General features: G+C 62.8%; 15 protein-coding genes and 3 pseudogenes. 4 read left to right on the plus strand and 14 right to left on the minus strand.

Features of this window, described 5'->3' with window-relative positions; translation table 11 throughout:
• Window positions 1-10: 10 nt before the first annotated feature.
• From E2K76_RS16825 to E2K76_RS16835, 3 genes are read right to left on the minus strand one after another with little or no spacing between them, the layout of a single operon-like run.
• Entirely contained in the window at window positions 11-1378 is a 1368-nt protein-coding gene (locus E2K76_RS16825; RefSeq protein WP_136685615.1) for a gamma-glutamyltransferase, read from the minus strand.
• Entirely contained in the window at window positions 1378-2805 is a 1428-nt protein-coding gene (locus E2K76_RS16830; protein WP_136685616.1) for an aldehyde dehydrogenase family protein, read from the minus strand. Before E2K76_RS16830 ends, E2K76_RS16825 begins: the two co-directional genes overlap by 1 nt.
• Before the next feature lie 3 nt (window positions 2806-2808).
• Window positions 2809-3864: a DODA-type extradiol aromatic ring-opening family dioxygenase gene (locus E2K76_RS16835; RefSeq protein ID WP_136685617.1), complete on the minus strand. Its 1056-nt coding sequence runs from the start codon at window positions 3862-3864 to the stop codon at window positions 2809-2811.
• Window positions 3865-4261: 397 nt separating this feature from the next.
• Here E2K76_RS16835 and E2K76_RS20425 point away from each other — a divergent pair, with 397 nt between their 5' ends.
• On the plus strand, window positions 4262-4711 hold the full coding sequence (locus tag E2K76_RS20425) for a helix-turn-helix domain-containing protein (protein WP_169053362.1): 450 nt from the start codon (window positions 4262-4264) through the stop codon (window positions 4709-4711).
• On the opposite strand, the gene E2K76_RS16845 is transcribed toward E2K76_RS20425, so the two are convergent.
• From E2K76_RS16845 to E2K76_RS16865, 5 genes are read right to left on the minus strand one after another with little or no spacing between them, the layout of a single operon-like run.
• Window positions 4708-5460: a sulfite exporter TauE/SafE family protein gene (locus E2K76_RS16845; protein WP_136685619.1), complete on the minus strand. Its 753-nt coding sequence runs from the start codon at window positions 5458-5460 to the stop codon at window positions 4708-4710. The two genes, E2K76_RS20425 and E2K76_RS16845, sit on opposite strands and share 4 nt — an antisense overlap.
• A gap of 44 nt (window positions 5461-5504) precedes the next feature.
• Window positions 5505-6275 (minus strand): ABC transporter permease, encoded by a 771-nt coding sequence (locus E2K76_RS16850; protein ID WP_136685620.1) that lies wholly within the window; start codon window positions 6273-6275, stop codon window positions 5505-5507.
• 1 nt (window position 6276) lies between these two features.
• Entirely contained in the window at window positions 6277-7074 is a 798-nt protein-coding gene (locus E2K76_RS16855) for an ABC transporter ATP-binding protein (protein WP_136685621.1), read from the minus strand.
• A gap of 45 nt (window positions 7075-7119) precedes the next feature.
• A complete protein-coding gene (locus tag E2K76_RS16860; RefSeq protein WP_136685622.1) occupies window positions 7120-7578 on the minus strand; it encodes a CoxG family protein in 459 nt (152 codons plus the stop codon).
• Window positions 7579-7596: 18 nt separating this feature from the next.
• Window positions 7597-8568, minus strand: coding sequence for an ABC transporter substrate-binding protein (locus E2K76_RS16865; RefSeq protein ID WP_169053363.1), 972 nt, complete (start codon window positions 8566-8568; stop codon window positions 7597-7599).
• Between the two features lie 358 nt (window positions 8569-8926).
• On the opposite strand from E2K76_RS16865, the gene E2K76_RS16870 reads away from it, so the two are divergent.
• Window positions 8927-9460, plus strand: coding sequence for a MarR family winged helix-turn-helix transcriptional regulator (locus E2K76_RS16870; protein WP_136685624.1), 534 nt, complete (start codon window positions 8927-8929; stop codon window positions 9458-9460).
• 185 nt (window positions 9461-9645) lie between these two features.
• Window positions 9646-9872: pseudogene (locus E2K76_RS16875) on the plus strand (transposase); the annotation flags it as partial.
• A 68-nt stretch (window positions 9873-9940) separates the two neighbouring features.
• On the opposite strand, the pseudogene E2K76_RS16880 reads toward E2K76_RS16875, so the two are convergent.
• A pseudogene (locus E2K76_RS16880) lies at window positions 9941-10873 on the minus strand (IS5 family transposase).
• Window positions 10874-10904: 31 nt separating this feature from the next.
• Window positions 10905-11662 (minus strand): annotated as a pseudogene (locus tag E2K76_RS16885) (IS5 family transposase).
• A gap of 250 nt (window positions 11663-11912) precedes the next feature.
• Between E2K76_RS16885 and E2K76_RS16890 the strand changes: the two are divergent.
• Window positions 11913-12872 carry an IS110 family transposase gene (locus E2K76_RS16890; protein WP_136685626.1) on the plus strand — a complete coding sequence of 320 codons (960 nt, stop codon included), beginning with the start codon at window positions 11913-11915 and terminating at the stop codon, window positions 12870-12872.
• Window positions 12873-12911: 39 nt separating this feature from the next.
• Here the strand turns inward: E2K76_RS16890 and E2K76_RS16895 are convergent, their stop codons facing one another.
• The 4 genes from E2K76_RS16895 to E2K76_RS16910 form a co-directional block, all read right to left on the minus strand.
• On the minus strand, window positions 12912-13166 hold the full coding sequence (locus E2K76_RS16895; protein ID WP_136685627.1) for a DUF982 domain-containing protein: 255 nt from the start codon (window positions 13164-13166) through the stop codon (window positions 12912-12914).
• Between the two features lie 4 nt (window positions 13167-13170).
• Entirely contained in the window at window positions 13171-13353 is a 183-nt protein-coding gene (locus E2K76_RS16900) for a DUF3606 domain-containing protein (RefSeq protein WP_136685628.1), read from the minus strand.
• 85 nt (window positions 13354-13438) lie between these two features.
• Window positions 13439-13867, minus strand: coding sequence for a type II toxin-antitoxin system VapC family toxin (locus tag E2K76_RS16905; RefSeq protein ID WP_136685629.1), 429 nt, complete (start codon window positions 13865-13867; stop codon window positions 13439-13441).
• On the minus strand, window positions 13864-14100 hold the full coding sequence (locus tag E2K76_RS16910) for a FitA-like ribbon-helix-helix domain-containing protein (protein ID WP_136685630.1): 237 nt from the start codon (window positions 14098-14100) through the stop codon (window positions 13864-13866). The genes E2K76_RS16905 and E2K76_RS16910 overlap by 4 nt, the downstream gene beginning before the upstream one ends.
• Window positions 14101-14136 lie beyond the last annotated feature (36 nt).

A 14136-nucleotide genomic window follows, 5' to 3' on the forward strand; every position in this document is an offset into this window, starting at 1 on the left:
GCTTGTTCCTTCAATAAACCGCAACCGCAACCGCGCCCGTGCGCGGATCGGCGGCGGCATGATGCAGACCGCCATCTTCCGCCACGCAAAGCAACTGCGCGACGGATCGCAGGGCATAGGGCGCGATGGCGGTACCCTCGTTCGACGGGGCACCGGGTTCTACGGTGACAGCGCCTTTGGCATCCATCGCCCAACGCGGGGCGCAGACCGCATCGACAAGCGTATCGCCCGCAGCCAGCCGCGTCAGGACCTGCAGGTTCCACGGCAGTTGGTTCACGCCGCCGGGCGTTGCGCCAAAGATCAACCGCCCATCCTGCCGTTGCGCCCATGCGTGCAGCGTGGTGGGCGGGGTCTTGCCCGGCCCCGGCGCGGCGACCGATCCTGCGGGTGCGTCGCGGTCAAAGCCGCGGCCCGCGCGGTTGTTCAGGATCAGACCGTCGGGCATCACCACACCCGACGCCATCTGCGGAAAGGAATTGGAGTGCAGGACAACGACCACATTCCCTTCGGCGTCGGCACAGCCGAAGACCGAGGTTCCGCCATCTGCCGCGCGGCGACCACGTGCCTTGGCATCGGCCAGCACCTCGCGCACCAACGCGGGCGTCGGCGGGCCGCCCTGTGCAAAGGCCTGCGCCAACGCGGGTCCGTGGGTGGGGGCAGGGGTCGTGACAAGGGATCCGTTCTGGTGGGGGGCAAGGATGCGGGCGGGCGTCTGGGCGAAATCCTCGGGGCGGAGGAAACCGCCAAGCCGCTGCACCCGTTCCGCGATGCTGACGCCAAGGTCGCCGGTGAACAGCGCCTCGCGTTGCGCGACGAAGGCTTCGACCAACGCGCCAAGGCCGGGAAGTTTGCGGATATCGCCCACCTTGGGCAGCACGCCATTCGGGGCATAAGGATTGTCGGGGCTGTAGCGTGCCAAAAGCGCGGCACCCGCGCGTACATAGGCCAAATCCACGCCGCGCCACGCGATGCCCGCACGTGCCGCGCAAATGGCGGGTCGCGCCAGATCGCCTAGCGGCAATCGGCCCATTCCCGCCAGCGTCGCATAGCCGTGCGGCGCACCGGGTACCCCGACCGATGCAGGGCCGGTCGGGGTCAGTGCGGCAGCCGTCAGCGCCGCCGCCCCGGCCCCCACGCTTATCAACGCGGTGATCTGCCCACCCGCCGGACGGAACAGCGCGACCAGATCGCCCGCCAGCCCGCATTTTATCGGCAGGGCCACGGTTTCCATCAGGCAGCCCGCGACCGCCGCGTCGAATGCATTGCCGCCCGCCGCCAACGCCCCCGCCGCCGCCGCCGCGACGGCAGGATGCGCCGCCGTTACCACAGCAGGGCCGCAGACCGAAACCGATGCTCGCAAAAGCGCATCGGCCACCATCAGATCATAATCCCGGTAAAGCGGATCTGCGACATCTCCTCGATGGCATAGCGGATACCCTCGCGCCCGACGCCGCTGCGTTTGACGCCGCCGAAAGGGGCCATGTCCAAACGGAACCGGCTTGGCTCGTTCACCCAAAGCGAGCCGACCTCGAAATCGTCCGAGAAGCGCATCGCCGTGGCGAGCGAAGCGGTAAACACCGCGCCTTGCAGCCCGAAGGGGGAGTCGTTCGCCAGCTCCAGCGCCTCGTCCAGCGTGTCGAACGGGTTGACCAGTGCAAGCGGGCCAAAGACCTCCTCGGTCCACAGTCGCGCGTTGCGGGGCACATCGGCAAAAACGCCGGGGGTCACGAAACAGTCGCGCTGTTCCGGGGCCAGCGGTACCCGCGCGCCCGCAGCTGCGGCGTCCGCGGCCATCGCCATGACCCTATCTGCGGCGGCGCGGTGGACCATCGGGCCAAGATCGGTCGTGATATCCAGCGGATCACCCGTCTTCATGCCCTGCGCGGTGGCGACAAAGGCCGCCAGAAACGCGTCGAACACCGGACGCTGCACCAGAACCCGCTGGGCCGAGATGCATTGCTGGCCGCTCGCCTCGAACGCGGCACCGGCGATCTTTTTCGCGGCGGTCGCGATGTCCGCATCGGCAAAGACGACGTTCGCGGCGTTAGAGCCAAGCTCGGCTGTAAATTTCCGTGCACTCGCAGCCCGCGCCAGCGCGTCGCCAGCGACCGTGCCGCCGGTAAAGGACACCGCCGATACGCCGGGATGCGCGGCAAGCGCAAGCGCCGTATCGCGGTCGCCCGTCAGCACGCCGACCAGCCCCTTGGGCACGCCCGCAGCCTCCATCTCGGCCACGACGCGCAGAGCGGTGCGCGTCCCCGACGGGGCTGGTTTCACGATCACCGCGTTTCCGGCGGCCAGCGCGGGGGCGACCTTTTGCAGCAGCAAATTAAGCGGCGCGTTGAACGGCGTGATCGCCGCGACGACGCCGTAGGGGACGTGGCGCGTGAACCCGAAATGGCCGCGTCCGGCGGGGGCGGCATCGACGGGGATCGTCTCTCCGGTCAGTTGCAGCGTGGCGGCGGCGCAGTTGTCCAGAAAATCGCCGCCCCGGCCCGCCTCGAACCGGGCGGCCTTCAGCGGTTTGCCGACATCGGCGCAGATCAGTGCGGCGATGTCGTCCGAGGCCGCACGCAGCGCGGCGGCGGCAGCCCGCAGCCAGCCCGCCCGATCGTGCAGGGACGAGCGGCGGTTGGCGCGAAACGCAGCTTCGGCCGCCACGACGGCGCGATCGGTCGCGGCGCCGCCGCCCTCGTCCAGCCGCGCGATCAGCGCACCGCTGGACGGGTCGATCAGCTTGAACGCCGGTTCCGCCTCGGTCGCCGCAACAGGGCCGCCGTCGATCCAGGAACTGAGAACAACCACCCCTCAGGCCTTGCGCAGACGGCGGATCTGCATGTCCGCAAGGAACGGCACCAGAGGGTGCACCCCTGCCGCGACCATCGCGGGGCTGTCCATTTCCGAAAGCATCCGGCGATGTTCGTTCGGCATAGCGAAATCGGCGGCATAGGACGCGGGGTTTTCCAGATAAGCCAGCCGCTTGGGCTGTTCATGCGCCAGCCCGTGCAGCGCGGCAGTCAGCGTCACGAGTTCGGGCTTGATCGAGGGGTAGTGAACCTCGGTCTCGGCGTTGCCTTCGGTATACCAGCCCAGCGACATGTAGTTGTGGTGCCATGACGGGTCGATCGACACGACATCTGGCTTGCGCTCGCCCAATGCGCCCGCGCCGCAAGCCCAGCAACGCAGCTCGATATTGCCTGTGGCGTCCAGTTCTACCTCGTCATAGCCGATCAGGGATTTCAGGTTCCCCTCGGCCAGACGGCCCACGGCCTTCATGTCCCAGTCGAGTTCGGGGTGTGAATAGCGGTCGGTGCCGGGAAAATGCGACATCCCGCCCGAGCAGATGATTGCCGTGCGCAGGCCCATTGCCGTCACGGCGCGCGCGATGGCTTTGCCGAAGGCATAGCACCGCTCCATCGTCGGCTGCGGCGGCAGATAGGCGTTGACGTAGATCGGCAGCACAGGCGCCGTCACGCCCAGATGGGTCAGCGGAATCCCGATGGCATAGTCGATCTTTGCAGTCGAGGTGAAGGCCGGGTCGAACCCTTCCTGATAAAGGCGGCGCACAAGCTCGAACCCGATCTCGCTGGGCACTTTCCAGTTGAAGTCATGGCCTGCGAATTCGCCCGTCGCCTCGCCGCCGACATGGATGGTGAAGGGCGGGGCCGAGGTGTGGAAGAACTGTTCGGCATGGTCGTTGGAAAAGATGATCCACAGATCGGGCTTTAGCGCATGCAGCTTTTCGCCGATCTCGGCCCCGACCTTTTTGACCGCAGCGATGATCTCCTTCGGCTCGGTATCGGGCTGGGTAAAGAATTGGGGGGCGTGGGGCAGCATCGCGCCGCCGACGACAGTGGAATGCATCCTGTTGGCCTTTCGCAGAGGATAGCGTGGGAGTATCTTTAAACTATGACAGTATACATACCAAGTTGAAATTCGTCGTGTTAGATGGTATTGCGTCAAATAATGTGGCCGAAACGACAGAGGTGAGCGGATGCGACACGCGGCATTGAGCGCGCCCGTCCTGCGCGGTGGGCACCGGGGCTTGCACAGCCATGACCGGGGGCAGCTTCTTTACGTGCGCAGCGGTGCAATTTCTATTTCTACGAGTATGATGGCGGTCGTTCTGCCCTGTAACAGGGCGATATGGATACCTGCGGGGCTACCGCACGAATGCAGGCATATCGACACGACGGAACTGCGGACGGTCTATTTTGGAATGCCCCATGACGGGCTGCCGTGCAGGCTGACGATCATTCAGATGACGCCGCTGCTGGATGCGCTGGTTGATCGTATACTTACCATGATGCCCGGGCCCGCTGGTGCGGACCGCCGCCTGATGCGGGTGATCGCGGATCAGATCGTGCCGATGCAGGAAACTGCCGTCACCGTGCCGATGCCGACATCGCCCGCGCTGGTCGCAGTTGCGCGCCGCTTGCTGGATTCGGACGAAGTGCCTGTCGCATCGCTTGCGCGCGACGCGGGGATGGGAATCCGCACGCTGGAGCGGCGGTTCAAGGCCGAGATCGCGTTGTCCCTGCGGCAGTTCCGCCTTCAGGTGAAGCTGCTTCGCGCGGCCGAGCTGTTGACCGCGGGCCATCGCGTGCAGGACGTGGCGTTCCGGCTGGGATACGAGAACGCGGGCTCGTTCGTGCAGGTCTTTCGCAAGCACATGGGCCAGACGCCCGCGCGTTACGCACGGCGGCGTTAAAGCAGGCCCAGCACCCCATCGCGCACCAGTCCAAGGCCGATCGTGGCAAGGATTGCCAGAAACACGCGGTCGAATGTCATACGGTTCATGCGTTTGCCCAGCCAACTGCCCAACGGCATGAAGATGGCCACCGGAATCATGGCAAGCGCCCCTTCGGCCAGATGATGCGGCTGGATCAGGCCCACCGTCAAAAGCAGGGCCGTCTGCACGATCGCAAAGCCAAGAAACATCACCGACACGGCAAAGATCATCGCGCGGCGCGCAAGCCCGAGCGAGTGGATGAACGGCACCCCCACAGCCGCGCAAAGCCCTGTCGCCCCCTGCATCACCCCCGCCGCGAACCCCAGAGGCGGGGCGAGCAGCAGCCCCGTCCGCGTCGCCAGCGCAAAGGTGGGGTCGAGTATCCGAAGCCCGATATAGCACAGCAGCAGCAGCCCGAGGCAGACCGAAAGCGCATCCGGCGGCAGCACCGTCAGCAGCCATGTGCCGAACCCTGTCCCCGCAAAGCCGAACCCCATCATCGGGATCAGGAACGCGGTCTGGCGCGTGGCCGTCCAGGAGGTGCGGATTTGCAATAGGTTGGTCGCGATGATGGGCAGCGCCAGAATTGCCACGGCATGGGGCACGTCATAGACCCAGGCCAGAACCGGCAGCGCCACGATGGGCAGACCCAATCCCGTGGCGCCTTTAATGATCGATCCTGCAGCGAGGGCGGCAAGGACTATGGCAAACGTCTCGATCGATTGCATGGAATATCCCGAAAGGCCCGCCCCGACGGGGGCGGGCGGGAAAATCAGCGTTTGCCGCGCATGGCCCAGCCGGTCATCCGCTTTTCGATAGCGGCAAAGATGGCGTACGTGGCGATGCCCAGCACCGCGATGACCCCGACGCCTGCAAACATCAGCGCGACGCGGAATTGCGATGAGGCCTGAATCATCAGGTAGCCGATCCCCTTGTTCGAGGCGATGGTTTCCGCGATGACCGTGCCTACGAAGGCCAGCGTGATCGCCACCTTCAACGACGCGAAGAAATACGGCATTGCGCGCGGCAGCCCGATCTTGCGGATCAGGTCCAGACGCGATGCGCCAAGCGAGCGCAGAACGTCCTCCATCTCCGGTTCTACCGTGGCAAGGCCGGTCGCGACGTTCACTGCAATGGGAAAGAAGCACAGCAGGAACGCGGTCGCGATCGCGGTGGGTTGGCCGATGCCCAGCCACAGCACGATGATCGGAACCAACGCGACCTTGGGGACAGAGTTGAAGCCGATCAGCACCGGATAAAGCCCGGCATAGACCAGACGCGAGCTGCCGATCATGATGCCGATCAGCAGCCCCACCACGATCCCGAGCCCGAACCCCGCCATGGTAGAGATCATCGTGTATGTCGCGTGCTGAAAGATCGGGCCGCGGTATTGCAGCAGCGCGGCCCATATCTCGGTCGGGGCAGGCAGCACGAAGGACGGCACGTTCAGCAGCACGACGCTGGCCTGCCAGATGACAAGCAGCCCCACGACGACCAGCCATGGCATGGATGCCTCGATGCTGCGACGCATGGCTTCGCTCATCTCAGGCCGCCTTGCTGTCTTCGCGAATTTGGGCGATCTGATTGCGGATTTGGTGAACGATATCGATGAATTTCGGATCAAAGGTGGTCTCCAGCGTGCGCTTGCGGGGAAGATCGACGCGGTGGGTGGCGATGACGCGGCCGGGGCGCGCGCTCATGACGAAGACAACGTCGGCCAGAAAGACGGCTTCGCGCAGATCATGCGTGACAAGGATCGTCGTGAACTGCTTTTCCAACCAGATGTCCTGCAAAACGCCCCAAAGCTCCTCTCGGGTAAAGGCGTCGAGCGCGCCGAAAGGCTCGTCCAGCATCAGCAGCGAGGGATCGTGGATCAGTGACCGGCACAGGTTGGCGCGTTGCTGCATGCCGCCCGACAGCATCCAGGGATGCTTTTCCTCGAACTCGGCCAGGCCCACGGTTTTCAGAAGCCCGCGCGCCTTGGCAAGGTATTCCTCTTTGCGGCTGGCAAGCTGATGCCGGTGCGGGCGCACGATCTCTAGCGGCAGCATGACGTTCTGCAAAAGCGTGCGCCACGGCAGCAGCGAGGGGTTCTGAAACGCCATTCCGGTGATGCTGAGCGGGCCTGACACCGGTGCGCCGTCCACGTGGATCGCGCCCTCGGTCGGCGGTTGAAGGCCGGTCATCAGCTTCATCAGCGATGACTTGCCGCAGCCGGACGGGCCGACTACCGCCGCAAATTCACCCTTGCGGATCTTCAGGTCCGCCCCGCTAAGCGCAAGCGTACCCTTCGCGCCGCCATATCGAAGCGCGACGTTGTCGAGTGTTACGAAATCTTCCATTTGCTTCCTGTCCGTGCTGCCGGAACTTGCGCCCGGCTTGTCGTTTCAGCCGGCGTTTTCGGTCTGGTCCTCGCAGATGGCGACAAAGCTGTCGAAGAACTGACCCGAAAGCTTGGTGGCTGTCGAATCTATCAACCGCGCGCCCAGTTGCGCCAGCTTGCCGCCGACAGCCGCCTCCACTTCATAGGCCAGAAGCGTGCCGTCCTCGGTCTCGGTCAGGCGAACATTTGCTGCGCCGCTGGCATAGCCCGCGATCCCGCCCTTGCCCTGTCCCGCGATGCGATAGCTTTCGGGGGCGACGATGTCGGACAGCGTGACCTCCCCCGCAAAAGTCGCCTTGATCGGCCCGACGGCAAGGCGCGCCTGCGCGGTGAACCCTTCGTCGGGCGAACCTTCAAGGCTCTGGCAGCCGGGGATGCAGGCGCGCAGAACCGCCGGATCGTTCAACTGTTCCCAAACGCGGGCGCGCGTTGCGCGGATATGGCGGGTGCCGTTCATTTGCATGATGTCATCCTTGTCGTATCAGGCGAGGGCCAGTTCGGCCGCCTCAGGCAAAAAGCGCGGATCGTAGTAACTCTCCAGCGCGGGATCGATGGCCCAGCCGAAGCCGGTTTGCATCAGCGCCGTGCCAGCCGCCATGCGTGCCGAGTCGACATGGCCCAGACCGTTGGCCTTGACGCTTGCGGTGGCAACATGGGTGTCCAGCACGAACTGGAGGCGCTGAAGCTCCACTTCCTTGACCAGCAGCGGTTCCTGCGCGACGACGGCATCGACCGCCGCCGCCGGATCGGCGTAGGCCGCGCGCCAGGACCGCGCGACACCAAGCGCGACGGCACGGCAAAGGTCGGGCTGTTCGTCGATCATTTTCTGGCTTGCAATCAACGAGTTGGCCGGAAAGTTGAACCCGAAATCAGAAAAATGCAGCATGTGCATATCGTCGCGCGATACGCCGCTTTCGACAAGGTTGAAGATCGAAGTGTAGTCGAAGCAAACCACTGCATCGACTTCTTTTTGCAGCAACAGCGTGTCGCGGACGCGGACATCTACGTTTACAAATTCGATCTCGCCTTCGGCGATGCCGTTCAGTTTCATCAGGGCAGGCATCAGTTTGGTCGCGGCAGAGTTCGCGCCGATGCCTAGCCGTTTGCCCTTGAGGTCTTCGAGCGAGGCGATGGGCGCGCCGATGCTTAGCAAGGTCTGCGGCCCATGGTCGAAAACGCCCATGATCAGCTTGGGCGTGTCTTCGGGGTTGCTGACGGCGAATTCCACAAGGGTGGCGACATCGGCAAAGCCGAACTGATGGGTGCCGGTGGCCACGCGCCGCACCGACTCGGCCGAACCTGCTGCACCGTCGAACGTGGGGACAAAGCCAAGCTGTTCAAAGATTCCTTGCGCCGAGCCAAGGAAGAATGGCGCGTTGCCGCCATAGATCCGAAAATCGAGCGAAATCGGCACACCGGCTTGCGCCCTTGCGACAAAGGGTGTGCTGAGCATAGCGGCCCCTGCGGCACCCAGGCTGTATTTCATAAGGCTCCGGCGTGTGATCATGGCGTTCCCCTATTGACACCGTTGACAGGTACATTGCCTGCGTTGGTCATTTATGCATGTGCACTTACAACAAGGCACCGACAGGGAATTGGTGCAACAATATTGTTTCATAATTGGCAAACCAAGATCAGAATCTGCCCGAAAATCGGCGGTTGTTCCATTTTTTGTGCATATACTGATGATATAGGTTGGCGACCTTGCATCGGCAGGAAAACCCGCATCTTCAAAGGGCCGTGAAGGTCAGTGTTTTCTTGTAAGTGTGCGTTGCATCTGCAATTCAAAGCTGTGGTAAGGAGCAAGACCGATGTCAAACGAAGCACCAGAGCTGGAGCAGGTTCGCGATTATGCGGAAACCCACGAGCGGATCACCGACCTCTGGTCGCGCCCCGGCTTTTTGATCCGTCGCCTGCATCAACTTAGCGTCGGCGTTTTTCTGGACGAGATGGGCGACATTGAACTGACGCCCGTGCAATACGGCGCGCTAAGCATCATCGAACGCAACCCGGGCATCGACCAATCATCGCTGGGGGGGCTATTGGGCATCGACCGCGCCAATTCGGCGGATGTCGCCGCGCGGCTGAAGGCGGCGGGATACCTCGCTCGCGGCAGGTCAGAGATGGACGGCCGGATGCGCGTTATGTGGATCACCCCCGAGGGCCGATCGATCCTGCACGAGGCGCATAAACGGTTCCAGAACATCCATAAGCGCTTGCTTGCCCCGCTTTCGGAAGCGGAACGCGACACCTTCCTTGCCTTGATCTCTCGACTTGTGGTCGAGGGGAACCATCTGGGCCGGACGGTACTGCATATGGACGAAAAAACAACGCGTATGGGTTGAGGGGTTCTGTCGCAAACTTTCCGATGGCGATTGCCAGCCCTTTGCCGCTTCGGCATTTAACCGGCGAGTTGGAGAGACTGCTCACACGGGCGGGGACCGGCTGCGCACTGCACCTTGCGGGTCTGGGCCTACACCGTTTCCGTTCCTGTCTCCTCAGAGCGTGCTCTCTTCAGAGGGGACAGGATATGGCAGCGACACACAGGGACGAGTACAAGCGTGATGCGGTTCGCATCGCGCCCACCAGCGGCCTGACGCGGCGTCAGGTTGCGTCTGATCTTGGCGTCGGGCTTTCGACGATCGGCAGATGGACCCGGACGATTTCCGATGAGGCGAAGGTGCCGGAACGGGATGGTGATCTTCTCGCGAGAACGAACGGTTGCGGAAAGAGAACCGCATACTGCGCGAGGAGAGGGGGTGCTAAAAAAGGGCATTGTTGCATTAATCGGCTTGAGGCCGATCTTCCCCTTTCCCGCGTGGCCTTCAGCCCAACGCAGTGATCTCGGCGGTGCCGAGAGCGTTATATTTGTTCATGATGGCAATGCGGATCTGGACCTCTGCTGTCTGTCGGTCCGGATGGCGGGAGGCGATGCGTTCGCCGAATGCCTTGAGGCACTTCATCCGCGCTTCGACCCGACTTCGGACGTGGTAACCGACCGCACGCTTCCAGTTGGCGCGCCCGAGGCGTCGTGTCTCACGCAGGATCTCGTTGCGGACACGGGCGGCCGGGCAATCCTCTTTCTAGGTGCGCCCGTTCCGGCGGATGGGGATGCGCGCTTCGGCCCCTCGATCAACGATCGCAGCATGGCATCGTCTGGTATCATAGGCGCCGTCGGCCGTGACCGAGCCGATCCTTTCATCCTCGGGGAGCTGCGCCAACAATTCCGGCAGCAGCTGGCTGTCGCCTTGCCGGCTGGACGTGCATTCGATGGCCCGGACATCGCCGGTCTGGGCATCCATGCCGATATGGACCTTGCGCCATTGCCTGCGGCGGGAAGTGCCATGCTTGCGCGCCTGCCACTCGCCGTCGCCGCGGAACTTGATGCCGGTGCTACCGACTAGCAGCGTCACGGGGCCGTCCAGGCGGCGGTAGGGGATCTGAACCGCAAGCCGGGCCTGACGTCGGCAGAGCGTGGAATAGTCCGGAACAGGCCAGTCCAATCCTGCCATCTCGATCAGGCTGGCGACCAGCCCGACCGTCTGCCGCAGCGGCAGGCCGAACAGCACCTTCAGCGTCAGGCAGGTCTGGATCGCGCTCTCGGAGAAGGTCTCCGGATGACCGCGCTTGCCGGTGTTCACGGCATGCCACGCCATCGTCGGATCGAACCAGATCGAGAGTGAACCCCGGCGGCGCAGGGCAGCATTGTAGATGGGCCAGTTCGTCGTGCGATAGCGGGGAGAGGAAGGCTTCGGCATGGGCCGAAGCTAGGGTCAGGACTCATTCCGATTACAGCCAGAACATAACGGTTGCAGCGAGGGCGACGGCTGAGAGGAAGACCTTGGGCGATCTGTCGTAGCGCGTTGCAACGCGGCGCCAGTCCTTCAATCGACCAAACATGATCTCGATGCGATTGCGGCGGCGGTATCTGCGTTTGTCGTATGCCGCGGGCTTTGCGCGGGACTTCCTGCCCGGGATGCAGGGCCTGATCCCCTTGTCCTGCAAGGCGCTGCGGAACCAGTCCGCATCATACCCCCTGTCTGCCAGCAGCCAGTCGGCCTTGGGCAGACTGCTGAGCAAAGCCGCGGCACCGGTGTAATCGCTGACCTGCCCGGCGGTCATGAACAGGCGGATCGGGCGTCCCACGGCATCGGAAACAGCATGCAGCTTTGTGTTCATCCCGCCTTTCGTGCGCCCGATGAGGCGCCCACGCCCCCCTTTTTTGACCGCAGGCTGGTCGCCGTGCGGTGCGCCTTCAGGTAGGTCGCATCGATCATCACCGTCCTGGGGGTGGCTGCTTCAGCGGCCAGCCCCTCCATGATCCGGGCGAAGACACCTTTCTCGCTCCACCGCTTCCAGCGGCTGTAGAGTGTCTTGTGCGGCCCGTAGACCGCAGGAGCGTCCCGCCAGCGCAACCCATTGCGGTTGATGAAGATAATCCCGCTCAGCACCCGCCTGTCATCCACCCGCGGCTTTCCGTGCGACTTCGGAAAGAAAGGCTGCAGACGTGCCATCTGCTCATCAGTCAGCCAGAACAGATCGCTCATGTCACCGCTCCGTTTCGAAGCCGTGAATCACGCAGCGAAGCGGAAATCAATGCGTCCTGACCCTTCTGTGTCTGGACTGCGCTAAACTGACCCCGTCACCGGCCCCGGCCAGGGCCGATGGCGGGGTGGTGCGCGACGTCTGACCCTTGTGGGATAACCACGCTTCTTAGCCTGTCGGCACCGCCTCTCTTCATCGTCTCGAACAGTTGATTGCGGCCTTTGCAGGACCGCGCACCAGAAGGAAGAGAGTATGGACAATCTATCACATGGCCGCGTTATCGGCATAGACGTCAGCCGCGACTTGCTCGACGTTCATTGCCTCCCCGATGGACATCGATGCAGAATGCCAAACGCTCCGGCTGGTCATACTGCCGTAGCCGATCTTGCCCGCGACCGGGATGCCGTCGTCTGCTTTGAATCGACTGGTGGCCAGGAGTGGCAGCTCTGGGCGCATTTGGAAGCGGAAGGTATTGTAGCCCGCCAGGTTCCACCCGCTCAGGTAAAGGCGTTTGCGCAAAGCCGTGGCACCCGCGCAAAGACCGACCGGATAGACGCCGAACTCATCGCTCGCTTCTTTGCTTTCCGCCCCGATGCAGGCCGAAGCCTTCCAGCGGAGAAGCTTCGCTTTCTCAGGGCGTTGGCGTCGAAACGAGCCCAGTTGGTCGAGATGCGCAAGCGACTGCTTGCCCAAGTCCGTGCGCATCAGAAACTGGGAACTGCTGCGATATTTGAGGACGTCGACACCGAGCTGACGCAAAGGATCGACAGCCTGATCAAGGAGCTTGAAGACAGGGTCATCCGGGCCATCGCGAGCGACGATCACCTGTCGGAAATGGCCACCGTTCTGCGTTCCATCCCGGGGATCGGCCCGGTTGCGAGCACAATGCTGATCGCCGAAATGCCCGAGATCGGCACCATCACCGGCGAAGAAGCTGCCGCGCTCACCGGATTGGCCCCGGTCGCGCATGACAGCGGAACCCTTCGCGGAAAACGGGCCATCGCCGGTGGTCGCAGAGCCCTGAGGCACGTGATGTTCCAAGCGGCCCTAGTCGCGTCACAGCACAACCCCCGCCTGAGATCCTTCGCAGATCGACTTCGCAAGGCAGGTAAACCGCACAAGGTCATCATCACCGCAGTCGCCAGAAAGCTGGTCACCATCGCAAATGCAGTGTGCAAAAGCCGTCAGAAATGGGTGGACCATCCGACCTGACAGATACAGTTGCTAGACGAATACTGGCGGGCCCGCCCATCAATCTCGCATAAAAATACCGGCTGTGGTCATGGCCCTGATGAAGTCTGCCCGAACCAGCTCGGCGTTGCCCTGCCCTTCGGCGAACGCAATGCAAGACCGAGCCGCTGCCAAGTAATCGGGGTCGGCTTGGTCGCAATTCGCGATCAAGGCTTTGCCCATGCCATGCGCGTCTGCAACGGTTCGATATTGGCTGATTGTCTCCTGGTAGGTGACGGGCCGAATGGAAGTCGATTTACCTTCGCGGCCCGCCATCGGTTCAACCCTTATCCAGCTTGCGCTCGACCTTCTGGCGGCTGTTGCCTTCGGACTTCACGGCTTCGCGCACCTTGTCCTTGGACGCGCCCGTCTTTTCCGCCTCGTATCGGACTTCATGATCTTGGCCGCCAGCAACTTTCTGGCGGTCTTGGGCGCGGCCCCGGCTCGTGGTCTCCTTGGACATGACTTCCTCCTTCGATGCAGGAAGAACGCCACTGCACGGCCCCTTGTTTCATTAAACCCTCGGACGGGATCCATAGGACCAAATCCTAGGACTGGTACTCCCAAGGGTTGATGACTTTCACGCCCATCGCGTCGAACGGAGCCGTGTCTCTTGTGGCAATGCTTGCGGCTTTCTGCGCCGCCACGATGGCCCCGATCTGACCATCTGCGTGACCAATAGTAATTCCGCGTGCGCGGGCGCTCGAGACGCGCGAGGCGTAAAACTGTGCAGCGGTCATATCATAGGGGAGAACCCTAAATGCAAAATCGTCTGCGAGCATGGATTCCACGGTTCCGACAAGCCTGGCTCTTCTGTCCCCGACAGGCAGGATGAACGCGCCGAACAGTAGCTCTTCGGCTGTGATAGCCGTGACAAAAAGGTTGCTAGGCTCTTGAGCGTCGAGCCAAGCCATTACATTCGGATCGGGCTTTGGCTTTTGGACTTCGGACAGAACATTCGTGTCCAAAACGATCATGAGAAGTCTGCGGCATCGCCCGCTGCCTTGTCGCGCGTGACGCTCAACTCTTCACCAATGACGCCCATGTTCTGAAAGCGCGATCTGAGCTGCTGTCCGAAGCCACCTGTGTGTTTGGCGACATAGGAGTTTACAAGGATGGCACGGGCTTCGGCCTCGATGCTGCGGCTGTTGCTGGTTGCTTGTTCGCGCAGGTGGTTGTGAACCTCATCGGGCAGGTTGCGAATGGTCATATTTCCCATAGTGCACCATGATATCAGTTTATGATA

The organism is Falsirhodobacter xinxiangensis (assembly GCF_004959935.1).
Taxonomy (GTDB): Bacteria; Pseudomonadota; Alphaproteobacteria; order Rhodobacterales; family Rhodobacteraceae; genus Falsirhodobacter; species Falsirhodobacter xinxiangensis.

Bases quoted from the DNA above. Each gene is read 5' to 3' on its own strand.
- E2K76_RS16825 (WP_136685615.1), bottom strand. From the start codon at position 1,378: ATGGTGGCCGATGCGCTTTTGCGAGCATCGGTTTCGGTCTGCGGCCCT.
- E2K76_RS16835 (WP_136685617.1), bottom strand. From the start codon at position 3,864: ATGCATTCCACTGTCGTCGGCGGCGCGATGCTGCCCCACGCCCCCCAA.
- E2K76_RS20425 (WP_169053362.1), top strand. From the start codon at position 4,262: ATGACGCCGCTGCTGGATGCGCTGGTTGATCGTATACTTACCATGATG.
- E2K76_RS16845 (WP_136685619.1), bottom strand. From the start codon at position 5,460: ATGCAATCGATCGAGACGTTTGCCATAGTCCTTGCCGCCCTCGCTGCA.
- E2K76_RS16850 (WP_136685620.1), bottom strand. From the start codon at position 6,275: ATGAGCGAAGCCATGCGTCGCAGCATCGAGGCATCCATGCCATGGCTG.
- E2K76_RS16855 (WP_136685621.1), bottom strand. From the start codon at position 7,074: ATGGAAGATTTCGTAACACTCGACAACGTCGCGCTTCGATATGGCGGC.
- E2K76_RS16860 (WP_136685622.1), bottom strand. From the start codon at position 7,578: ATGCAAATGAACGGCACCCGCCATATCCGCGCAACGCGCGCCCGCGTT.
- E2K76_RS16865 (WP_169053363.1), bottom strand. From the start codon at position 8,568: ATGCTCAGCACACCCTTTGTCGCAAGGGCGCAAGCCGGTGTGCCGATT.
- E2K76_RS16870 (WP_136685624.1), top strand. From the start codon at position 8,927: ATGTCAAACGAAGCACCAGAGCTGGAGCAGGTTCGCGATTATGCGGAA.
- E2K76_RS16890 (WP_136685626.1), top strand. From the start codon at position 11,913: ATGGACAATCTATCACATGGCCGCGTTATCGGCATAGACGTCAGCCGC.
- E2K76_RS16895 (WP_136685627.1), bottom strand. From the start codon at position 13,166: ATGGCGGGCCGCGAAGGTAAATCGACTTCCATTCGGCCCGTCACCTAC.
- E2K76_RS16900 (WP_136685628.1), bottom strand. From the start codon at position 13,353: ATGTCCAAGGAGACCACGAGCCGGGGCCGCGCCCAAGACCGCCAGAAA.
- E2K76_RS16905 (WP_136685629.1), bottom strand. From the start codon at position 13,867: ATGATCGTTTTGGACACGAATGTTCTGTCCGAAGTCCAAAAGCCAAAG.
- E2K76_RS16910 (WP_136685630.1), bottom strand. From the start codon at position 14,100: ATGACCATTCGCAACCTGCCCGATGAGGTTCACAACCACCTGCGCGAA.